Genomic DNA, 20,548 nt, shown 5'->3' with positions numbered 1-20,548 from the left:
TCAGGCTGGCAGCGCCGGGGTTGTGTCGTGTGCTTTGTGTCGGCTTGAGCTTATCACCGGATGCCTACCCGATAGCCGTTGCCCTGCAACTATCTGCCCCTGAAAGGGGCCAATTATGCTACTGTAGCGGCGTTTTTTGCGGGTTAGGCTGGCATTGGCCTTTTTTGAAGATGGAATGGTATGCAGAACTTTGATGCAGTGAATTGGCTGATCCAGCAGACAGCCTTCCCAGCGTGGCTGACGCTGGCAAATGGACAACAGAATGGGGCCAAGGCCCTGTGGCAGGTGACCCATGCTGGCTAATGAATCCATGCGTCTGAACAAGTACATCAGCGAGAGCGGCATCTGCTCGCGCCGTGAAGCCGACCGCTTTATCGAGCAGGGTCAGGTGTTTATCAATGGCAAGCGGGCCGGGATCGGCGATCAGGTGCAGGCTGGCGATCTGGTCAAGGTCAATGGTCAGGTGATCGAGGCCCGTGAGGCTGACAGTCTGGTGTTTATCGTGCTCAACAAGCCGGTGGGCATCGTCAGTACCACAGAGGCGGGCGAGAAGGACAACATCGTCGATTTCGTCAACCACAGCACCCGCGTCTTCCCCATCGGGCGACTGGACAAGGATTCGCAGGGTCTGATCTTCCTCACCAACCACGGCGATCTGGTCAACAAGATCCTGCGGGCGGGCAACGATCACGAGAAAGAGTATCTGGTGACCGTCGACAAGCCGGTGACCGACGAGTTTGTGCGCGGCATGGCGGCCGGGGTGCCGATCCTCGGTGCCGTCACCAAGAAGTGCAAGGTGAAGAAAGAGGCGCCGTTTGTCTTTCGCATCACGCTAGTGCAGGGGCTGAACCGCCAGATCCGCCGCATGTGCGAGTACTTCGGCTTTGAGGTAACCAAGCTGGAGCGTATTCGCATCATGAACGTCAGCCTCAAGGGCGTGCCGGTGGGTGAGTGGCGCGATCTGACCGACGACGAGCTGATCGAGCTGTTCAAGCTGATTGAGGACTCCTCCTCCGAGGTGAAACCGGCTAAAGGCGACAAGCCCAAGGCGGCCAAGGCCCCAGCTGGCAAAGTGGCGCCCGGCAAGAAGCCCCGCCGCGATGACGATCACGAGATCGGTGGTCGCCCCAATGTGCCGGGCCCGGATGCTTTCGAGAATAAGAGCCCGGTAGGCAAGGGTGGCGCGGGTAAAGGGGCTGCCAATAAAGGTGGTGCCGGAAAAGCGGCCGCAGGTAAAGGGGCCCCTAACAAGGGTGGCAAACCGGCGGCAGGCAAGCCGCGCACCGCTAACGCCGGACGGCAGAAGAAGGGGCGCTGAGTTGCAACCCTGAGTGGCGTCAGCCTCACCTTGTTATCCCCAACACGGTTATCCCCAACACACCGGCCTCAGGCCGGTGTGTTGCTTTGGGCCGTACTGCTGCCCATGGCCGCAGGCGCGGGCAACCTCATCACCTTGGCATAGCCGCGCGGAGCCAGGCGCAGCACCAGCAGGCTCATCAGCAGCAAGCCCCCCAGTTGCCACTGCCAGGCTGCCGCAAAGTCGCCGAAATGGTGATAAAGCCGCGCTGCCACCCAGGGGCCGGTGGCCGCCTGTGGCGCCAGCCAGAGACCGGCAAATCCCGCCAGCTGCATGACGATGGCCAGCGCCATCCAGGGGCGTCGGTCCATCTTGCGGGCAGCTAGCAGCGGCAGGCCGAGGCCGCTGGCGGTCTGGGCCAGCGCTAGCCAGGCGACCAGCTCGCCCGCCTGTGCGGCGCTCCACCCTTGCGCCATATAGGCGGGGGCCAACCAGGCGACCACTATGCCGTAGCCGCTGTTGATGATGCCAAAGCAGATGATCAGCAACCAGCTGCGGGGAAGGGTGATCAGCCGCTGCTCGCCGTCGGGAATCGCGACCGCCGCGGCCCGTGGCAGACGCACTTGCCACCCTAGCCAGACGAGGGCCAGCAACACCGGCAGGCTCCAGAGCGCCAGTGCCCGTGACCAGTCGAGGCTGGCCGCCAGCCGCGGGGTGAGGCTGGCGCCGAGCGCCCCGCCTCCCATCATGCAGGCAGAGAAGATCCCCATCACCAGCGGCACCTTGTGGGCGAACGCTTGCTTGATCAGCGCCGGTAGCACCCCCTGTACCAGTGCCGACCCCAATCCACAGAGCGCCGCACTGGCGATCAGCAAGGTGCCGCTTTGGGCATCGAAGCGCATGGCGCTGCCAATGCCGAGCAGCAGCAGGGCCGCCCCCAGCAGTTGGCGCGCACTGGCGCACCTACGCAGGCTGGGGGTTAGCAGCACGCCAATCCCGATCAGCCACAGCGGCAGCAGGGTGAGCCAGGCGAGAGTGTCCATCCCCAGTGCCAGCCGCTGGTCAATGGCTTGGGCCAGCGGGCCGATGGCGGTGAGAAAGGGGCGCAGATTCAGGCCAATCAGGATCACCAGCACCAGCAGGGCGAACCGTTGGCGGTGCGCCTCTGCCGGTTCGGTGGCAGCGTTCTTACTCATGGTCATGGCTCTGCGGCTCGGAGCCATAGAGCTCCGCAGCCGTCATGGAGACGGACAATTTGATCAGGGGCAGCGGTTGCGGCGCAAGGGGCAGCCCCAGCTTTTGGTAGGCGGCGGTGCTGTCAAAGCCGAACGGGGCCGCATCGGCGTTATCAAAGGCGTAATAGACGGCGGCGATGCCGTTCATCACCAGCGCACCGAGGCACATGGGGCAGGGGTGGCCACTGGCATAGACGATGGCGCCTACGAGCGGCCCGCACTGGCTCGCCTGGCGCAGCGCCTCCAGCTCGGCGTGACGGGTGGGATCCCCATCCAGATGGATGCCGTTGACCGCGCTCGCCACCAACTGGCCATCTCGCACCAGCAGCGCCGCGAAGGGGCGACCGCCCTGCTGACGATTTTCTCTGGCCAGTTGCACCGCCTGTTCCAGCCACTGTCGGTGAGTCTGGAGTGAGGTTGATGGAGTGAGCGAGCTAAGAGGGGTAGACGCTACAAGAGGCTGTGACATGGTGACAAACCCTGATTTGACGGAAGAGACGCCAGCCTAGCGGGGTCTAAAGTCATTTGGAAATTAAATGATAGAATGGGTTTCAGTGGTTTTGTAAATGGAGTGCCCCATGCTGGATCCCCTGTTACTGCGCAGTTTTGTCGCCATTATCGATACCGGCAGCTTTACCCGCGCCGGTGAGCGGGTCCATCTGACCCAATCCACCATCAGCCAGCAGATCCGCCGCCTTGAGCAGCAGCTTGGCTGCCCGCTGCTGGATCGCGCTGGCCGTCAGGTGGTCGCAACGGCGGAGGGGGAAAAATTGTTGGGGCTGGCCCGCCGCATTCTGGCGCTGCTGGCACAGGCCGAAGAACAAGTGATGGAAGGAAGCGTGGCGCTTAGCCTCGGGGTGCCGGAGGATTTCGCCGCAGGGGCCATCACCCCGGTGCTGGCCGCCTTTGCCCGCGACTACCCCGAGGTGCGGCTGGAGGTGCAGAGCGGCCTGAGCCACGAGATCTGGCAGCGTTTCGCGGCGGGGGAGCTGGATCTGGCGCTGGTCAAGCAGACGCGTGGGCAGGGTTCGCCACTCGCCAGCTGGCGCGAACCGCTGGTGTGGGTCGATAGCCGCGACTGGCCCGCCCGGGAACGGGATCCGCTGCCGCTGGTGGTGTTCCCGAGCGAGGGGCTCTATCGGCGGCAGATGACCGAGGCGCTCGATGGCCTTGGCCGGCGTTGGCGTATTGCCTATGTCAGCGCCAGCCTTGCCAGTTTGCAGGGGGCGGTGAGCGCGGGGATCGGGGTTAGCTTGCTGCCCAAACGGCTGATGCCCGCCGATCAGGTGGCCCTGACCCAGTGGCCCAAGGTGGCATCGGTGGAGTTGGCGCTGCATGCCGGGGTAAGCGGGGGCGAGCCGCTCAGCCGCTTGAGCGCGGCCCTGATCGCCCTGTGCGACGAGGTGATGGGGCCGCAGTAACCTGTGGTGTGGGAAAAGCTGAAGCCTAAAAGAGAAGCAGGAAAAAGAGCGACAAGGTGCGGGAGAGATCAGTGATCCTTCCCCTCCGTCAGCTTGCGCTCGTAGTCACTTTTCACGATGGCCAGTGCCGCCAACACCAGCTCGGGGGCAAGCCCGTTGGTTTCCAGCAGTTCAATCAGATCCACCGCGAGTTTCACCTCGGGCGGGGCAGTTTCCAGTGACATTCGGTATGGCCTCGGTTGGTTCTGGTTGCGGAAATAAGGGGGGAGTATACAGGGGCGCCGCCGTTGGCCGAAAGCGCCCCGCTGTGTCGGGGAGGGAGGTTGCTCCGGATCAGAGGTGCTGGCGCATCTCCTTGTCGATCTCCTCACGCAGGGCAATCAGCTTTTTGGCGTACTGCTGCAACTGCAGATCGCTCTCGCTCACCGGCTGCCACTGGGGCACCGGGGTCGGTTTGCCCTGCTCATCCATCGCCACAAAGATGATGATGCAGTGGGTGGTCTTGTGGCGCTCGGTGTCGGTGGGGTGGCGGCTGTAGACATCCACCGCCAGATGCATGCTGGTGGTGCCGGTGTGGATCACCTGAGCGTGCACCTCCACCAGCTGGCCAATCTGGATGGGGCGCAAAAAGCGGATCCCCCCCACATAGACGGTCACCGCATAGCCGCCACACCAGCCAGCGGCGCAGGCATAGCCCGCCTGATCGATCCACTTCATCACCATGCCGCCGTGTACCTTGCCGCCGAAATTGACGTCAGAGGGTTCGGCCAGAAATTGCAGGGTCAGTTCGCGATTGGGCACAGTCACATCCTTATTGCCTGAAAAGTTTCCCTGAGCTTTGCCCCATCGGGCAGCCCGGTCAAGGGTTCATCCCCGATTCAGGAGGGCAAGGTCACTATCTTGCTTTACGTATTCCGATTTCAGATTTCTTACCCGCAGGAGTGACACCATGAAACAGATGCTGGAACAGTTGCTGGGGGCAGGCAAAGGCTTGCTCAACGACGGGGGCGACAAGCGCAAGGGGCAGATGCAGGGGGCGCTGGCCGGTGGCGCGCTGGGTCTGCTGCTGGGCAACAAGAAGGTGCGCAAATATGGCGGCACAGCGGCTGCCGTGGGCGGCGCCGCCGCCCTTGGCGGACTGGCCTACAAGCTCTATCAGGATTGGCAGGCCAAGCAGTCGGACCCGGCCCAGCCCACCCATCCCATCAGCGCGCTGGAAGGCAATGCGCTGGATGCCCGCGCCACCCTGCTGGTGCGCGCCATGGTGGCGGCAGCCCGGGCCGACGGCCATATCGATGGCGCCGAGCGCCAGAAAATTCAGGAGTACCTGACCGAACAGGGCCAGAGCGATGCGGCCCGCTGGATTGACGCCGAGCTGGCCCGCCCCCTCGACCCCCACGCGCTGGCGCGGGAAGTGACCGACATGGAGCTGGCCACCGAGGTCTATCTCGCCTCCCTGCTTGCCATCGAAGTGGATCACTTTATGGAGCGCGGTTATCTCGACGAGCTGGCGCGCGCCCTCAAGCTCGATGACAACCTCAAAGGAAGCATCGAGCGGCAGGTGGCGCAGCTCAACGCCCCCGCCTGATATTGCTCACCGCCATGGATTGCCGATAACGCCCCGTAAGGGGCGTTGTTGTTTCTGCTACTTGTAAAAAGATACGGATGAGCCTCTGTTGATTGCGGGTCACAGCCTCTAAGATGGCGCAGGGTCACATCATCTTTGCAAGGAGCAACCGTTGGAGATACGCAAGGCAACCGAATTGGATATCGATGCCATTGTCGAGCTGAATCGGCAGATAGGAGAGATCCACTTTGAGCACTATCCCGAGGTGTTCTGCCCGCCATCACCAGAGGAGCGGGGTTTTTTACTGAGCGCCATCGGCGCAGAAGGGCGTCTATTCTGCGTTGCCGAGCAGGATGGCATGGTGGTGGGCTTTTTGACGGCGCGGATCGACATCAATGACTCTGTGCCGTTTCTCACCCGTGCGCCGATTTGCCGTATCGGCTCTGTGGTGGTGGATGAACAGCACCGCTCCCACGGGATTGGCAAGGGATTGATTGCCCATTGCGATGAGTGGGCCAAGGCCCGCGATGCCCAGCAAATCCGGCTGGAGGTGATGGCCTTCAACGAGCGCGCCCAAGCCCTCTACGAGGCGCTGGGGTTCCAGGTGCAGTCACAGATCATGGCCAGATGATCTGTTTGTTATGGCGAGCCAAGGCGCGTCGCTCCACAACCACAAAGGCCCGTTACGGGCCTTTGTTCGTCTCGCCAAGTTGAACGGAGATAAGTGAAGCCAGCCGGGTGAGGGCCTGCTCCAGCTGCTCGCTCCAGGGGTGGGAGCTGTTGAGGCGCAGGCAGTGGTTGTGCTGCCCCTGACTGGAAAAGAGCGCGCCGGGGGCCACTGAAAAACCGCTGCCAAGGGCTTGGGCGTGCAGGGCGCGGCTGTCGAGGTGGGCGGGAAACTCCAGCCAGAGGAAGTAGCCGCCATCGGGGGAGGAGATCCGCACTTCGCCCGGCAACAGCCGCAGCAGGGCGGCCCGCATCTGCTGCTGGCGCTGGGCCAGGGTGTGGCGCAGGCGGCGAAAGTGGGCATCCACCCCGCCCTGGCGCAGCATCTCGGCCAGTGCCAGCTGGCTCGGCACATTGGTGGAGAGGGTGGACATCAGTTGCAGCCGCTGCACCCGCTCGGCATGGGGCCCCGCCACCACCCAGCCGACCCGAAAGCCCGGCGCCAGACACTTGGAAAACGAGCTGCAGAGCAGGCTGTCGCCGCGCTGATCCCAGTGCCAGATCGGCTTGGGGCGCTCGCGGCCAAAGTAGACCTCGGCATAGACGTCATCTTCCACCAGCGGCACCCCGTGGCTGTTGAGCAGCGCCATCAGCCGCGCTTTGTGGCTATCCGGCATGGTGTGGCCCAGTGGGTGCTGCACATTGCCCATCAGCCAGCACGCCTTGACCGGCATGCGGGTGAGGGCGTCGGCCAGCAGGTCGAGATCGATACCCACCCCCGGGATCACCGGGATCTCCACCGCCTTGAGTTTCAGCCGCTCGATGGCCTGCAGGGCGCCATAGAAGGTGGGGGACTCCACCACCACCCAGTTACCGGGCTCGGTCAGCACCTGCAGGCTGAGGGAGAGCGCCTCCATGGCGCCGGCGGTGATGATGATCTCCTGCGGATTGACCGCCACCCCGTCGCTGGCGTAGCGCTGGGCGATGGCGCGGCGCAGTGCCTCGTTGCCGGGGGGAAGGTCGGCCACCGTACTGAAGGGATCGAGCTTGCGCATGCAGCTGGCCAGTGCCCGCCCGAGCTGGGGGTGGGGGAACAGGGTCGGGTCGGCCACCGACATGCCAAGGGGCACCAGCTCCCGCGACTTGCTCGCCTGCAACACCTCGAATACCAGATCGTTGATATCCACCGATCCGCTGTAGTGGGTCTGGCTCGGGGTGTGCTGCACCATCTTCGGCGAGGCCGCCTTGACGTAGTAGCCGGACTGGGGGCGGGCGAGGATCCGCCCCTGACTCTCCAGCAGTTGATAGGCCTGCAACACCGTCATGGGGCTGAGCCCGTGGGTCTTGCAGCTCTGGCGAATGGAGGGGATGCGCTCCCCCGGTTGCCAGATGCCATCGTCGATCTGGCTTTGCAGGCGGTCGGCCAACTGCTGGTAAAGGGACATGATCTGGATCAACTGTTATAGGTGTAATTCAATATAACTGCATCTGTTATAGGTGTCATGCTCCGTGGTGTACTTGTCAGACACGAAACGTGTAGAGCAAATACAACAAAAGAGAGTGACGCATGATCAATCCGGATGACGTGGTCAGCCTGTCTCGCCTGCAATTTGGCGCCACGGCTCTGTTCCACTTCCTGTTTGTCCCCCTCACGCTGGGGTTGTCCTGGATCCTGGTGATCGCCGAGTCGGCTTATGTGATGACCGGCAAGGTGATTTATCAGGACATCACCCGCTTCTGGGGCAAGCTGTTTGGTATCAACTTCGTCATGGGGGTCACCACGGGGATCACCATGGAGTTTCAGTTCGGCACCAACTGGGCTTATTACTCCCAATATGTCGGTGACATTTTTGGCACCCCGCTGGCTATCGAGGGGCTGATGGCCTTCTTCCTCGAATCGACGCTGGTGGGGCTCTTCTTCTTCGGCTGGGACAAGCTCTCCCGCGGCAAGCACCTGCTGGTGACCATGCTGGTGGCGCTCGGCTCCAACCTTTCGGCGCTGTGGATCCTGATCGGCAACGGCTGGATGCAAAACCCGGTGGGGGCCGAGTTCAATCTGCTGACCCAGCGGATGGAGCTGGTGGATATCGCCGCCGTGCTGTTTAACCCGGTGGCGCAGGTGAAGTTCGTTCACACCGTCGCAGCGGGCTATGTGGCGGCCTCCATGTTCGTGATGGGGGTGAGTAGCTGGTATCTGCTGCGCAAGACCGAGGTGCAGTTTGCCCTGCGCTCTTTCGCCATTGCCTCCGGTTTCGGGCTGGCGGCCATCCTCTCGGTCATCGTGCTGGGGGATGAGTCGGGCTATCGCACCGGTGAGGTGCAGAAGGTCAAGCTCGCCGCCATCGAGGCGGAGTGGGAGACCGAGCCTGCGCCAGCCTCCTTTACCCTCTTCGGCTTCCCGGATCAGAGTGCCGAGACCACCCACGCCGCCATCAAGATCCCGTATCTGATGGGGATCATCGCCACCCGCTCCATCGACGAGGCGGTGACCGGTCTCAAGGATATCAAGCTGCAGAACGAGGCGCGCATTCGCAGCGGCATGGTGGCGGCAGAGGCCCTCGACCAGATCCGGCGCGGTGATGACAGCCCGGCCAACCGCGCCCGCTTCGAGCAGCACGGCAAGGATCTCGGTTACGGCATGCTGTTGACCCCCTATGCCAGCAATATCGCCAAGGCCGGTGAGGCGGAGATCGCTAGGGCGGTGGATGACTCCATCCCGCCAGTGGCGCCGCTGTTCTGGGGCTTTCGGGTGATGGTGGGGCTCGGCGTCACCATGCTGGGGCTGATGGTGGTGAGCTTTGTCCAGCTCTGCCGCAACCGGCTGCAAAGCTCGCCACGGCTGCTCAAGACCCTGCTCTGGAGCATTCCACTGCCCTGGATTGCCATTGAGGCGGGCTGGCTGGTGGCCGAACTTGGCCGTCAACCCTGGACCATCAGCGATGTGCTGCCGGTCTCGGCCTCGGTCTCGTTGCTCCAGCCGGGCCAACTCTGGTTCAGCCTGATCGCCATCTGTTCTATCTACACCCTGCTGCTGGTGGTGGAGCTGTTCCTGCTGCGCCATGTGATCCGCAAGGGGCCCGCCATTCTCCATACCGGCCGTTACGCTGGTGAACAACCCGAACTTGCGAGGATCGCCTGATGGATTACGCAACCCTGAAACTCATCTGGTGGGGGCTGGTGCTCTTCATGATGGTCGCCTTTATCGTGATGGATGGCTTCGATCTTGGCATCGCCATGCTGCTGCCTGTGGTGTCGAAAGACGATGCAGATCGGCGACTGGTGATCAACAGCGTGGGGCCGGTGTGGGAGGGCAATCAGGTGTGGCTGATCGCCGGAGCCGGTGCTCTGTTCGCCGCCTGGCCGCTGGTCTATGCCGCCGCCTTCTCGGCGCTTTATATCCCCATGGTGGTGTTGTTGCTTGGGCTCTTTCTGCGCCCGGTCGGCTTTGACTATCGCAGCAAGCTGGCCGATCCGGTGTGGCGTCGCTGGTGGGATCGCGCATTGGTGGCCGGTGGTCTGGTGCCAACCCTGATCCTCGGCGCAGCCATCGGTCTGGTGATGGAGGGGCTGCCGTTTCGTTTCGACGAGGGGCTGCGGTTGCACTACGGGGCATTCAATTTCCACTGGGGCTGGCTGCTCTCGGTGCTCGCCACCGCGATATCTCTGTTGCTGCTCCATGGTGCCAGTTTTTTACAGGCCAAGGTGACGGGTACCCCCGCCTTGCGCTCACGGGGGCTGGCCATCTTGTTAGCCCCGCTGGTGACCCTCTGTTACCTGCTGGCCGGTTGGCATCTGGTGGAGCTGCCGGGCTATCAGCTGAGCGGTCTGGGCACTGCGCCCTTTGACCCCAATGCAGCTATCACTCCCTTGATGAAAGGGGTGATCCCCCAGAGTAATGGCTGGCTGCAGAACTATCTGGATTATCCGCTGCTGTGGCTGGTGCCGATCATCGGGGCGCTGGCGCCGCTGGTGAGCGGAATTGCCGCCTGGCTGGAGCGGGGCCGGATTGCGCTGCTGGCCAGCGGCCTGGCCTGCGCCACCATGCTCTGCTCGGTGGCCATCGCCCTGTTCCCCTTCGTGCTGCCCTCATCCCTTGATGCGGTCAGCAGCCTGACCCTGTGGGACAGCACCTCCAGCTACAAGACCCTGGCCATCATGTTCGGCATCGTGCTGGTGCTGCTGCCGGTCAACCTGGGCTACACCGGCTGGGTCTATCGGGTGGTGCGCGGCAAGCTCGACCGCGCCCGCATCAAGCGCGACAGCCATCAACTCTACTGACCATAAGGAGGACGCTATGTGGTACTTCACCTGGATTTTGGGCCTCGGCTTCGCCCTGCTGCTGGGGCTGTGCAACCTGCTCTGGCTGGAAGCCCGCTGGCAGGCGGACGAACGGGACGGCAACTGACAGCGGGGGGCTCGCGCCCCTCCCTACGGCCAGTGGCTGGCGCACCAACGCAACCACCGGCCCCTCTCCCCCTGTAAACGATACAAACGACACACTTTCAACCGACAACCAACCGACAGGTAATTGTGATGAAACAAAGATTGAAAGCGGTGGCGCTGGCCATCGGGTGCGCGCTGACCGTCGCCCCGGCCTGTGCCGAACCGGTACAACTGACGCCACTGGATAAAACCTTCACCCTGCAGGTGCTCGGCAGTGGTGGCCCCATCTCCGACGATCTGCGCGCCTCCTCCAGTGAGGTGATCTGGTGGAAGGGGAAATCCCGCATCCTGATCGATGCCGGTGGCGGCGTCTACCTGCGCTTCGGCCAGGCAGGGGCCAAGCTCGAAGAGGTCGATTTCATCGGCATCAGCCACTTTCACACTGACCATGTGACCGACCTGCCCGCCCTGCTCAAGGGGGCCTACTTCTTCGAACGCAGCGATCCGCTGGATTTGGCGGGGCCCGAGGCGGGGTCGGCCTTCCCCAGCATGAGCGGCTACTTTGATGCCCTCTTCAACAAGGAGAAGGGAGCCTATGCCTACCTGAGCGGTTTCAAGGATGGCAGCGATGGCCTCTTCCCCATCACCTTGCACGATGTGCCCTACCAGACACCCCAGCCCCACACTGTCTATCAGCAGGATGGGCTGACCATCACCGCGCTTGGCATCCCCCACGGTGACGTGCCCTGCCTGGCCTATCGCATCGAGAGCGCCGAGGGGACCATCGTCATCTCGGCAGATCAGAACGGCAGCAACCCGGCCTTTGTGCCGTTTGCCAAGGGGGCCGACATTCTGGTGATGCCGCTCGCCATCCACGAAGCGGCCGACCCGGTCTCCGCCTCGCTCCACGCCAAGCCGTCTGTGGTGGCCAAGATTGCCGCCGAGGTGAACCCCAAGCTGCTGGTGCTGAGCCACTGGATGGGGGTTGGCCTCAATCACAAGAAAGAGGCGATGGCCATCGTCAAACAGCAGTTCCACGGCCAGATCGTGGCTGCCCGGGATCTCTCCAGCTACCCCGTTTCATCCGTCAAGGAGTCCGCTCATGAGTAACTCAAGCAGCAACAAAACCACCGGCAAACTGACCCTCTCCATCGCCATGACCAGCCTGATTGCCCTGACCCCGGGGCTGGCGCTGGCGGCCACCCCGAGCGATGCGCCGGTCAAGGCCGCCACCAGCGAACAGCACGGCGGCAAGTGCGCGGCGGGCAAGTGCGGCACCGAGAAACGCTTCGAAAAGCAGGCTTTAGAGAGCGATCCGCAAGGTCGATTGGTGCGCGCCCGTGACGGCAAGTGCGGTGTGGCGGAGCAGGGAATTGATGGCGACAGATCCAGTAAGGGCAGCAAGATGACGGAGGGGGTATGCGGCCAATAAGCTCCCGCAGTCGGGGGATTGGGCTGCGCCAAGAGCATCTGGATGCGCTCTGCTCCGGCCCCATCTGCTCCGGCATCGACTTTCTCGAGCTGGCACCGGAAAACTGGATGGCCATCGGCGGCGCCAAGCGGGCGCAGCTGCATCAGCTGGCCGAGCGTTATCCGCTGGTGGCCCACGGGCTCAGCCTCTCCCACGGCGATTGTCAGCCCCTTAATCGCACCCTGCTTGGCCAGATCCGCACCTTTCTGGACGAGTTCGGCATCGAGATTTACAGCGAGCACCTGAGCTTTTCCCGTGATGACAAGGGTTATCTCTACGAGCTCTTACCGGTGCCACGGCAGTGGGAGAACATCCCCTATCTGGCCGAGCGGATCGAGCAGGTGCAGGAGGCGCTGGCCCGCCCGCTGGTGCTGGAAAATATCTCCTACTACCACGGCTATGACCACGAGATGCCGGAGGAGGGTTTTCTCGCCGAGCTGGTGGCGCGCAGCGGTTGCGAGCTGCTGCTCGATATCAACAACGTTTTTGTGAACAGCCGCAACCACGGTTACTGCCCCAAGCGGATGATCGCCGGGTTGCCGGGCAATGCGATCCGCTATTTCCATATCGCCGGCCATCTGGAAGAGGCAGACGGCACTTTACTGGATACCCATGGCAAACCGGTGTGCGAGGAGGTGGTGGCGCTGGCCCGTTATACGGTGCAGACCCATGGCCTGCGCCCCCTGCTGCTGGAGCGGGATCACCATCTGCCGTCGTTGCCTGAGTTGGAGGCCGAGCTGGCGTGGGTGCATGGCGCCTGTTGCGAAGCGCTCGACCATCAGGTGCGGGAGGTGCGCTATGGATAGACGGTTATCACTAATTAGCGCGGCCAAAGCGGCCCCGCAGCGGATGCAGCAGCAGACCGCCTGGCTGGCAAGCCGGGTGCGGCTGCCGCAGGATGGCATCGCCAGTCACTATGCCCGCAGCGTGCGTGCCAATGTGGCATCGGTGCTGGAGAGCGCCTTTGTGCTCACCCACGGCCACTGGGCGCCGGTGGACAGAGGGCAGCTGGTGGAGGGCTTTGTCATCGCGCACGGCGCCGAGGCCCCCGAGTTTCACCATATTGCCACCGAGTTTGTCCGCTATGTGCAGCATCGCCACGGCGAGGGCACCCTCAACTGGCCCAAGCAGCGGCTGGCGCTGCTGGAGTACGAGTGGGCCTGCCTCTGTGTCGAAATTGACCAAGGGGTGGTGCCGCCAGTGGTGCCGGGGGAGGAGGTGACGGCGGAGAGTCCGCTCGGTCTCAATCCCACCCTGCAACTGCTTGAACTCCCCTTTGCCATCCATCGCAGCGGCGTGGTGCCGACCCGGCAGGGCAACCACTGCTATGGCCTGTTTCGCAGCCCGGATCATCAGGTGGTGACCCAGCGGTTGCGCGAATGGGACGTGGCGCTGATCCAATTGCTGCAACAGCAGCCGGGGATCACCCGAGCGGCGTTCCAGCAACAGGTTCAACAGGTTCGCAGCGACTTTGATCTGACCGAGTGGGCGCGCCATTTTCACCGGCTGGGTCTGCTGACGCTGCCCGTTGGTGAGCGCCAGTCTGGCGCCCCTATGCCCTGACGTAGGCCCTCATTTAACAAACACCAAGGAGAATTCCCATGAACAACACCCTGATCCAGTGGTACGAGCGGGCGGTAGCCCAGTGCAAGCGGCTCGATTTTCTGGCCCTGCTGGCCATTCGCCTCTATCTGATTCCGGTCATCTATGTGGGGGCCCACTCCAAGGTGGTGGGCTTTGCCGGTACCGCCGCCTGGTTTGGTGCGCCGCTCTCGGAAGGGGGGCTCAACCTGCCGTTCCCGACTCTGCTCGCCTTTCTGGCGGCGGGCACCGAGGTGCTGGGCTGCATCTGCATCGCCCTTGGCCTCTTTACCCGCATCATGGCCATTCCCACCATCTTCCTGATGAGCGTGGCAAGCGCCATGGTGCACTGGAAGCACGGTTGGGACGCCATCGCCACCGGCAGCATGGAGGCCACAGTGCGCCTCAACGGCTTTATCGAGTGGCTGGCCGCCAACTTCCCCGGTCGCTACAACTACATCACTGAGCTGGGGGATCCCGTGATGCTCAACAACGGGATGGAGTTTGCCGCCACCTACTTCGTGATGCTGCTGGTGCTGCTGGTTTACGGCGGAGGTCGCTACGTCAGTCTCGACTACTGGCTCAAGCGGGCAGTGAACAAGGGGGACGTGGTTTCTCGCACGGCATAACAACCAACAAAAATAACAGAGCGTGAAAAGAGACGAGCGGCATAAGCCGCTCGTTTTTATTTGATGAAGGGAGGGGGAGTGCGGCCTGCTGGCGCTGCTTATGCCTGACAGGCGGCGAGCCGGACGGCTTCGCGCCGCTCGCTGACATGGGTCAACCCATAGGCCAGCAGCACGATAAGGGCGCCGATCCAGGGAGTGTGGATCAGGCCAAGGTGCTCCACCACCAGACCACCGACGATCGATCCCAGCGCAATGCCGACGTTGAAGGCGGCGATATTGAGGCCCGATGCCACATCCACCGCCTTGGGGGTGTGACGCTCGGCCTGCTGCACCACCAGCACTTGCAGGCCCGGCACGTTGCCGAAGGCAAAGGCGCCCCATACCAGCACGGTCAGTACCGCCAGCACCGGATGGGGTGCGGTGAAGGTGAGGGCCAGCAGCACCAGCGCCAGACCGGCAAACAGCAGCTTGAGGGCGGGTAGAGGGCCCATCTTGTCGGCCAGCTTGCCACCCCAGATATTGCCGACGGCGACCGATACCCCGTAGACCAGCAGGATCAGGCTCACCGCACCGGCGCTAAAGCCGCTCACCTGCTGCAGGATGGGGGCGAGGAAGGTGAAGGCCGTGAAGGCGCCGCCGTAACCGAGGGCGGTTTTGGCATAGACCAGCAGCAGCGGCTTGTTGGTCAGTACCGAGAGCTGCTCGCGGATGGTCGAGGCCGCCCCCTTGGGCAGGTTGCTCGGGATCAGCAGCAGGCTGCCCACCATGGCGATCACACCGAGCAGGCTCACTACCAGAAAGGTTTCCCGCCAGCCAAAGACCTGACCAATCCAGGTGCCAAGCGGTACGCCGGTCACCAGCGCCACGGTGAGGCCGCTGAACATGATGGCGATGGCGCTCGCCGCCTTCTCTTTGGCCACCAGCCCGGTGGCGATGGTGCTGCCCACCGAGAAGAAGACCCCGTGCGCCAGCCCGGTGAGGATGCGGGCCACAATCAGGCTCTCATAACCGGGGGCCTGCCAGGCCAGCAGGTTACCGGCGGTAAAGAGCGCCATCAGCCCCACCAGCAGCCACTTGCGCGGCACCTTGCCGGTGAGCGCCGTGAGCACGGGGGCGCCGATGGCTACGCCAAGGGCATAGAGGCTGACCAACAGGCCCGCCGAGGGGAGCGAGACATTGAGCTGCTGGGCGATGGTGGGGATAAGCCCCACAATCACAAATTCGGTGGTGCCTATCGCAAAGGCACTCAGGGTAAGGGCAAATAACGCCAGTGGCATAACAACTCCTTGGATAGGGACTCCCGATGGGAGAATGGCGCCAGTATGCAGGGGCAGTTTGTTGGCAAAAATGACGGTAACAGCAAATGACTTTTGATAAATAAGCATCAATGGCGGTGAGCCGCAGGGGGTCTCGTTACCCTCTGTGCGACCGCTAGTCAGTGATCGCCATCCCAGAGTGGAGTGGCTGTGAACCCTTTTGGGACTCGCTTAAGCTCCAGTACAAGATGGCCCGCATAGGATTGCCTTTGATGATCCCTCTTGTACCGGTCGTGTCACGGCCGTCTCTTGTTTGACAGGTAACATGATGAAATTAAACCGACTCTCCTCTCTTTTGCTGTTGTGCGGTGCCTTTGCGGTACAGGCTGGTCAGAGCGATCCCCTGTCTGCCTGGAATGACACGGCGGCCAAACAGGCGATCACCCGCTGGGTGACCAATGCCACCGATCAGCAGCAGGCCACGTTTATTCCCCAAGAGAAGCGCCATGTGGTGTTTGACAATGACGGCACCCTCTGGCCGGAAGCGCCCATGACCTATCAGCTGCAGTTTGCGATGGACGAGATCAAGCGCCTGGCGCCGGAACATCCGGAGTGGAAGGCCGATCCCATTGTCGCGGCAGTGCTGAACAATGACCTCAAGGCCGTGGCCAAATCGGGAGAGAAGGGGCTCGCCAAGCTGGTCGCCCTGACTCACAGCGACATGACCACCACCGAGTTTGCTGAGCGGGTCAGCCGCTGGATCAACAGCAGCAAGGAACCCCGCTTTGGCTGCCATTACGATCAGCTCGGTTATCTGCCGATGAAGCAGCTGCTGAACTACTTGCGGGACAATGGCTTCCAGACCTGGATTGTCTCCGGCGGCGGCGTCGACTTTATGCGAGTGATGTCCGAACAGATGTATGGCATCCCGCCCCAGCAGGTGATTGGATCCTTCACCCTCGGCGAGTTTGCCCTGACCGGGCAGGGCAGCGAGATCCGCAAGACCATGAACGGCGCCTTCTTTGATGACGGTAAGGCCAAACCGGCGGCCATCCACCTCTTTATGGGGCAGCGCCCGGTTGGTGCCTTTGGCAACAGCGATGGCGACGTGCCCATGCTGCAATACACCTCGACCAATCCGGATTACCACACCTTTGGCCTGCTGGTGCACCACACCGATGCCAAGCGCGAATATGCCTACGACAGCCATCCGCCAGCCAGCGGCAAGCTGATCGACGGACTGGCGCAGGCAAAAGCACGGGGCTGGGTGGTGGTCGATATGGAATCAGACTGGAATCAGGTGTTCGATCCCGCCCTCTGCCAGAACGCGCTCTGATTGCGGGGCTACGTTTGGCCTTAACCGGCCGGATAAACGTGAAGTAGGGCAAGAAGAGTGTGAAGCAAGACAAACAGACAGGGAGAGCATGATGCTCTCCCTGTTTAATTTGGCTTGCTGGCGAGCCAGCCTTTCTTTCGCGTTAGTCTCACGCCTTTCGCGTCAGTCCCACGCGGGGGCAAAGTCGGGATTGGCGCAGCGCTCGCCCCGATCCAGCGTGGCGATGGCGGCCATCTCCTCGCTGCTCAAGGTGATATCGAGGGCTGCCAGATTGGCGGCCTGATTCTCCCGCTTGGTAGAGCTCGGGATCACTGTCATGTCCTGCGCCAGCAGCCAGGCCAGCGATACCTGCGCCGCCGATACCCCGTGGCGCTGGCCAATCTCCATCAGCAGCGGCTCGCTCAGCACCTTGCCATAGGCGAACGGCATATAGGCGGTGACGGCGATACCGTGGGCTTTGCAGAACTCGACCACCTTGCGGTTTTGCAGCAGCGGATGAACCTCGATCTGCTGATGGGCGATGGCCCCCGGCCCCAAAATATCGATAGCCTGTTTGAGCTGGGCCACGGTGAAGTTGGAGACCCCGATCTCCCGGGTCAGGCCACGGGCCTTGGCCTCAGCCAGCTGCTCCAGATAGACCACCATCGGCACCTCATCCTTGGGGGAGGGCCAATGGATCAGCGCCAGATCCAGATAGTCAGTGCCCAGTTTTTCCAGGCTTACCTCCAGGCTCGGGATCACCTTGCCCGGGCCAAACTCGCTGGTCCACACCTTGGTGGTCAGGTAGATCTCGTGGCGGGCAACAGTGCTGCGGGTCAGCACGGCGCCGACCTCGGCTTCGTTGTCATAGATCTGGGCGGTATCGATATGGCGATAGCCCAGCTCCAGACCGTTGGTCAGGGTGGCAAGCAGCGGCTCGCCCTTCAGGCGGAAGGTGCCCAGACCCATGGGTGGCATATTGATCATCTCGTTCCTCAATGGGGTGGTGGTTGGCCCTTAGACGGGCTGAATGGAAAGCGGCTGATAGCGGCGAATGGTGCTGTCGGCAAACCAGGGCTCGGCCTTGGCAACAAATTCGGTAAAGTGGGGCTGGCCCTGATGGGCGGTGAGGGCAGCTTCGCTCTCCCACACCTCGTAGAGCATCCAGCTGTGTGGATTGTCCAAGTCTTGGTGCAGCTGATAGCGCTGGCAGCCCGCCTCTTGCAAGGTGGCCGCAATCAGCGGCTCAAGGGTGGCGCGAAACTGGGCGGCGAATTCGGGTTTGGCTTCAAGCTGGGCAATCACAATCACGGGTGATGACATCTGAACCTCCTTGGCAAAAACGAAGGGTCAGTATGCATGCCGTGACGTGATGGAAACAGTGCGCTGGTCGCAAAACAGTATTGAGGGGAGAGCAGCAATCCGGCAGCAAAAAATACACGGCGCAAGTGCCACTGGAGCATGAAATAAAAGGGAAAAGGGGCGGGCGTACCGCCCCGTATCATCAGGCGTGGGAAGGCTCTGACCAGACGGCAAACTCATTGCCACTGGGCTCAACGAAGTGGAAACGGCGACCACCGGGGAAGTCGAATCGTGGGCGGTTGATGGTGCCACCGTGTTGGCTCACCCTGGCTTGGGTCGCTTCAATATCTGCGCTGTAGAACACCAGCAGGGCGCCGCCCTGAGCTGTCTGACTGCACTGATCCGCCCGATAGAATCCGCCATCCAGCCCCTCATCGGCAAAAGCACAGTAGTCGGGGCCGTAATCGACAAATTGCCAGCCAAATAGGGCCTGAAAGAAGGCTTTGGTCGCCGAAAGATCCCGCGCTGCAAACTCCACATAGTGCAGTTTTTCATGGGCTTTCATTCAGTTCGTCTCCCTCATCAGCATCGGTGGGCTCAGCAAGTTGCTCCCACGGGGTCAGTTTAAGTTGCTTGTGCCGTAACCTGAGGACACTGGCCATAATGAGGCCGATTAATCCCGCAAAAAAAGCGGTTTGACGTAGAGCAAATAGCAGATCCATTCCCATGGGTTGCCAGCTGAAAAACCACAACAGTATGCTCCAGATCAGTCCAAGGCCGATGCCAAATACCAGAAAGTTGGTAAGCCAGCTCTCGTAATGTGGCGGTTTGACAGACCAACCCAGTTGGCGCAACAACCAGAACAAGGGGGGATTGTAGTTGGACTGCCATACCCCTTTGTTAGCCAGCTCCTGATGGGCGGCGGCCAGCCGTTCTTCAAATGTCATGGTATTCGTCCTTATGAAATGAGTGGTGCCATACGGTACTTTTCTGGCTGCATTGTACTGAAAAATCGTGAGCATGATGTGGGCTCGCGGTCACGTTATGTCTTTGTGGAAAACAAAAGGTGGCGCCACAGCGCACTTGCCAATCCCGAGCAGCTGCGCCTATAAAGGCCCATTACTCTTGTCCGGATAACAGCAATGAAGACCCATTCTGATGAACTGACCCTGTTTGTGGCGGTGGTGGAGGCGGGCAGTTTTCGCCAGGCGGCGGAGAACCTTGGCATGGATAACTCGGTGGTGAGCCGTGGCATCAAGCGGCTGGAGGAGAAGCTCTCCACCATGCTGCTCAATCGAACTACCCGCCGGGTCAGCTTGACCGAGGAGGGGAGCTGGTTCTATCTGCGGGCGGTGAAGATCCTGACCGAGATGAGCGAGGCGGAGGGACATCTGCTGATGCGCCGGGAGCAGCCGGAGGGGATATTGCGGGTCGATGCGGCCACTCCCTTTATCCTGCACCGGCTGGTGCCGATCATCGGTGAGTTTCGCCGCCGTTACCCCGCCATCGAGCTGCAGCTGCACAGCTCGGAGGGCTTTATCAATCTGATGGAGCGGCGGGTGGACATGGCTATCCGCATCGGCGAGCTGATCGACTCCTCCTTGCGTGCGCTGCCGTTGGGCCGGTCGCGGCTGCGGCTGCTGGCCTCTCCCGCCTATTTGAGCGAGCGCGGTACCCCGCGCCAACCGGCAGATCTGCTGAGTGGCCACGAGCTGCTCGGCTTTTTGCATCCCGATCACCTCAACCATTGGCCGCTGCTCAGTGCCGAGCAGGGGGATCGCTTTGCCATCACCCCCAGCCTGCGTGCCAGCAGCGGCGAAACCTTGCGCCAGCTGGCGCTAGCGGGGCAGGGGATCGTCTGTCTGTCGGACTTTATGACCGGGCCGGATCGGGCGAGCGGGGCGCTGGTGGAGGTGCTGGCGCGCAGCAACAGCGGTGCCTCGCGCCCCATCAATGCGGTCTTCTACTCCGATGCCCAGCGGGATATCCGGCTGCGGGTCTGGCTCGATTTTCTCAAAGAGCAGTTGGGCAGCCATACCCTGTAGCACAGGTTGGTTTGTGCGGTTTGTTTGAGCGGTTCGTCGCTGCGGTTTGCTAATTGAAGAACAAGTCGCTCATTCGCCGTAGCCAATCAGCATCAGCCAAGCGGCGGATAAACCGACGGCCGACTTGAGGGTCGGCCGCCGGTTCGGGAAGGTGTGCGAGGTGAAGCGGAGTTAGCGGGGCAGCTTGCCCCAGACCCGGCTGAGCAGGGCGCCGCCGATCACCGGTGGAATGGCCAGCAGCAGGGTCCACTGCCAGGAGAGGCCGCCTACTGTGGCCGCCAGTACGATGCTGATGAGTACCACCAGTTGGGCCACCATCATCAGGAAGGTGCCTTCGCGGGGGGTCAGTGTCTCTTTTTGAGCGGTGGTCGGTTTCATGG

26 protein-coding genes are annotated in these 20,548 nt (G+C 62.2%); 15 read left to right on the top strand and 11 right to left on the bottom strand.

Annotated features, from left to right (window positions below):
* The first annotated feature begins 180 nt into the window (after positions 1-180).
* Positions 181-303, top strand: coding sequence for a hypothetical protein (locus BN4575_RS22430; protein ID WP_256028901.1), 123 nt, complete (start codon positions 181-183; stop codon positions 301-303).
* Complete coding sequence (gene rluF, locus BN4575_RS05810; RefSeq protein WP_068977497.1) at positions 293-1,318, top strand: 23S rRNA pseudouridine(2604) synthase RluF; 1,026 nt, start codon at positions 293-295, stop codon at positions 1,316-1,318. The genes BN4575_RS22430 and rluF overlap by 11 nt, the downstream gene beginning before the upstream one ends.
* A gap of 68 nt (positions 1,319-1,386) precedes the next feature.
* Here rluF and BN4575_RS05805 read toward each other — a convergent pair whose 3' ends face one another.
* Both BN4575_RS05805 and BN4575_RS05800 read right to left on the bottom strand, forming a co-directional pair.
* Entirely contained in the window at positions 1,387-2,493 is a 1,107-nt protein-coding gene (locus tag BN4575_RS05805; RefSeq protein WP_068977590.1) for an MFS transporter, read from the bottom strand.
* Positions 2,486-3,001, bottom strand: a complete 516-nt coding sequence (locus BN4575_RS05800) for a nucleoside deaminase (protein WP_068977496.1) — start codon at positions 2,999-3,001, stop codon at positions 2,486-2,488. The genes BN4575_RS05805 and BN4575_RS05800 overlap by 8 nt, the downstream gene beginning before the upstream one ends.
* A gap of 109 nt (positions 3,002-3,110) precedes the next feature.
* Between BN4575_RS05800 and BN4575_RS05795 the strand changes: the two genes are divergently transcribed.
* Entirely contained in the window at positions 3,111-3,953 is an 843-nt protein-coding gene (locus tag BN4575_RS05795; RefSeq protein WP_068977495.1) for a LysR family transcriptional regulator, read from the top strand.
* Between the two features lie 68 nt (positions 3,954-4,021).
* Here BN4575_RS05795 and rsmS read toward each other — a convergent pair whose 3' ends face one another.
* Together rsmS and BN4575_RS05785 are read right to left on the bottom strand one after the other, a co-directional pair.
* Positions 4,022-4,177 carry a pleiotropic regulatory protein RsmS gene (gene rsmS, locus BN4575_RS05790; RefSeq protein WP_068977494.1) on the bottom strand — a complete coding sequence of 52 codons (156 nt, stop codon included), beginning with the start codon at positions 4,175-4,177 and terminating at the stop codon, positions 4,022-4,024.
* Between the two features lie 109 nt (positions 4,178-4,286).
* On the bottom strand, positions 4,287-4,754 hold the full coding sequence (locus BN4575_RS05785; RefSeq protein WP_021230653.1) for an acyl-CoA thioesterase: 468 nt from the start codon (positions 4,752-4,754) through the stop codon (positions 4,287-4,289).
* 148 nt (positions 4,755-4,902) lie between these two features.
* On the opposite strand from BN4575_RS05785, the gene BN4575_RS05780 reads away from it, so the two are divergent.
* Together BN4575_RS05780 and BN4575_RS05775 are read left to right on the top strand one after the other, a co-directional pair.
* Positions 4,903-5,541 carry a tellurite resistance TerB family protein gene (locus BN4575_RS05780; RefSeq protein WP_068977493.1) on the top strand — a complete coding sequence of 213 codons (639 nt, stop codon included), beginning with the start codon at positions 4,903-4,905 and terminating at the stop codon, positions 5,539-5,541.
* A 151-nt stretch (positions 5,542-5,692) separates the two neighbouring features.
* Positions 5,693-6,151 (top strand): GNAT family N-acetyltransferase, encoded by a 459-nt coding sequence (locus BN4575_RS05775; RefSeq protein WP_068977492.1) that lies wholly within the window; start codon positions 5,693-5,695, stop codon positions 6,149-6,151.
* Between the two features lie 52 nt (positions 6,152-6,203).
* Here BN4575_RS05775 and BN4575_RS05770 read toward each other — a convergent pair whose 3' ends face one another.
* Positions 6,204-7,631 carry an aminotransferase-like domain-containing protein gene (locus BN4575_RS05770; RefSeq protein WP_068977589.1) on the bottom strand — a complete coding sequence of 476 codons (1,428 nt, stop codon included), beginning with the start codon at positions 7,629-7,631 and terminating at the stop codon, positions 6,204-6,206.
* Between the two features lie 122 nt (positions 7,632-7,753).
* Between BN4575_RS05770 and BN4575_RS05765 the strand changes: the two genes are divergently transcribed.
* The 8 genes from BN4575_RS05765 (at position 7,754) to BN4575_RS05730 (ending at position 14,250) form a co-directional block, all read left to right on the top strand.
* Positions 7,754-9,325, top strand: coding sequence for a cytochrome ubiquinol oxidase subunit I (locus tag BN4575_RS05765; RefSeq protein ID WP_068977491.1), 1,572 nt, complete (start codon positions 7,754-7,756; stop codon positions 9,323-9,325).
* Positions 9,325-10,464 (top strand): cytochrome d ubiquinol oxidase subunit II, encoded by a 1,140-nt coding sequence (cydB, locus tag BN4575_RS05760; RefSeq protein WP_068977490.1) that lies wholly within the window; start codon positions 9,325-9,327, stop codon positions 10,462-10,464. Before BN4575_RS05765 ends, cydB begins: the two co-directional genes overlap by 1 nt.
* Before the next feature lie 16 nt (positions 10,465-10,480).
* Complete coding sequence (cydX, locus tag BN4575_RS05755) at positions 10,481-10,591, top strand: cytochrome bd-I oxidase subunit CydX (protein WP_005337572.1); 111 nt, start codon at positions 10,481-10,483, stop codon at positions 10,589-10,591.
* A gap of 128 nt (positions 10,592-10,719) precedes the next feature.
* The gene (locus BN4575_RS05750; RefSeq protein WP_068977489.1) at positions 10,720-11,679 is read left to right on the top strand and encodes an MBL fold metallo-hydrolase; all 960 of its coding nucleotides are present in this window, start codon (positions 10,720-10,722) and stop codon (positions 11,677-11,679) included.
* Entirely contained in the window at positions 11,672-12,001 is a 330-nt protein-coding gene (locus BN4575_RS05745) for a hypothetical protein (RefSeq protein WP_068977488.1), read from the top strand. The genes BN4575_RS05750 and BN4575_RS05745 overlap by 8 nt, the downstream gene beginning before the upstream one ends.
* Positions 11,989-12,846, top strand: a complete 858-nt coding sequence (locus BN4575_RS05740) for a DUF692 domain-containing protein (protein ID WP_068977487.1) — start codon at positions 11,989-11,991, stop codon at positions 12,844-12,846. The genes BN4575_RS05745 and BN4575_RS05740 overlap by 13 nt, the downstream gene beginning before the upstream one ends.
* Positions 12,839-13,603 (top strand): HvfC family peptide modification chaperone, encoded by a 765-nt coding sequence (locus BN4575_RS05735; RefSeq protein ID WP_068977486.1) that lies wholly within the window; start codon positions 12,839-12,841, stop codon positions 13,601-13,603. Before BN4575_RS05740 ends, BN4575_RS05735 begins: the two co-directional genes overlap by 8 nt.
* A 38-nt stretch (positions 13,604-13,641) precedes the next feature.
* A complete protein-coding gene (locus BN4575_RS05730) occupies positions 13,642-14,250 on the top strand; it encodes an HvfX family Cu-binding RiPP maturation protein (RefSeq protein ID WP_068977485.1) in 609 nt (202 codons plus the stop codon).
* 98 nt (positions 14,251-14,348) lie between these two features.
* Here BN4575_RS05730 and BN4575_RS05725 read toward each other — a convergent pair whose 3' ends face one another.
* On the bottom strand, positions 14,349-15,527 hold the full coding sequence (locus BN4575_RS05725) for an MFS transporter (RefSeq protein ID WP_068977484.1): 1,179 nt from the start codon (positions 15,525-15,527) through the stop codon (positions 14,349-14,351).
* A 307-nt stretch (positions 15,528-15,834) separates the two neighbouring features.
* Between BN4575_RS05725 and BN4575_RS05720 the strand changes: the two genes are divergently transcribed.
* A complete protein-coding gene (locus tag BN4575_RS05720; RefSeq protein ID WP_068977483.1) occupies positions 15,835-16,842 on the top strand; it encodes an HAD family hydrolase in 1,008 nt (335 codons plus the stop codon).
* 162 nt (positions 16,843-17,004) lie between these two features.
* Here the strand turns inward: BN4575_RS05720 and dkgB are convergent, their stop codons facing one another.
* The 4 genes from dkgB to BN4575_RS05700 all read right to left on the bottom strand — a co-directional run bounded on the left by dkgB (position 17,005) and on the right by BN4575_RS05700 (position 19,070).
* A complete protein-coding gene (gene dkgB, locus BN4575_RS05715; RefSeq protein WP_068977482.1) occupies positions 17,005-17,808 on the bottom strand; it encodes a 2,5-didehydrogluconate reductase DkgB in 804 nt (267 codons plus the stop codon).
* Positions 17,809-17,838: 30 nt separating this feature from the next.
* Entirely contained in the window at positions 17,839-18,144 is a 306-nt protein-coding gene (locus BN4575_RS05710) for a putative quinol monooxygenase (protein WP_068977481.1), read from the bottom strand.
* 181 nt (positions 18,145-18,325) lie between these two features.
* Positions 18,326-18,688, bottom strand: coding sequence for a VOC family protein (locus tag BN4575_RS05705; RefSeq protein ID WP_068977480.1), 363 nt, complete (start codon positions 18,686-18,688; stop codon positions 18,326-18,328).
* Entirely contained in the window at positions 18,675-19,070 is a 396-nt protein-coding gene (locus tag BN4575_RS05700) for a DUF6404 family protein (RefSeq protein ID WP_068977479.1), read from the bottom strand. The genes BN4575_RS05705 and BN4575_RS05700 overlap by 14 nt, the downstream gene beginning before the upstream one ends.
* Before the next feature lie 195 nt (positions 19,071-19,265).
* Between BN4575_RS05700 and BN4575_RS05695 the strand changes: the two genes are divergently transcribed.
* Complete coding sequence (locus BN4575_RS05695) at positions 19,266-20,168, top strand: LysR substrate-binding domain-containing protein (RefSeq protein ID WP_068977478.1); 903 nt, start codon at positions 19,266-19,268, stop codon at positions 20,166-20,168.
* A 171-nt stretch (positions 20,169-20,339) separates the two neighbouring features.
* Here the strand turns inward: BN4575_RS05695 and BN4575_RS05690 are convergent, their stop codons facing one another.
* Positions 20,340-20,546, bottom strand: coding sequence for a hypothetical protein (locus tag BN4575_RS05690; RefSeq protein ID WP_068977477.1), 207 nt, complete (start codon positions 20,544-20,546; stop codon positions 20,340-20,342).
* Positions 20,547-20,548: the final 2 nt, after the last annotated feature.

Source organism: Aeromonas sp. EERV15, assembly GCF_900079845.1.
GTDB lineage: Bacteria > Pseudomonadota > Gammaproteobacteria > Enterobacterales > Aeromonadaceae > Aeromonas > Aeromonas sobria.
This window is presented reverse-complemented; position numbering and strand designations above follow the sequence as displayed.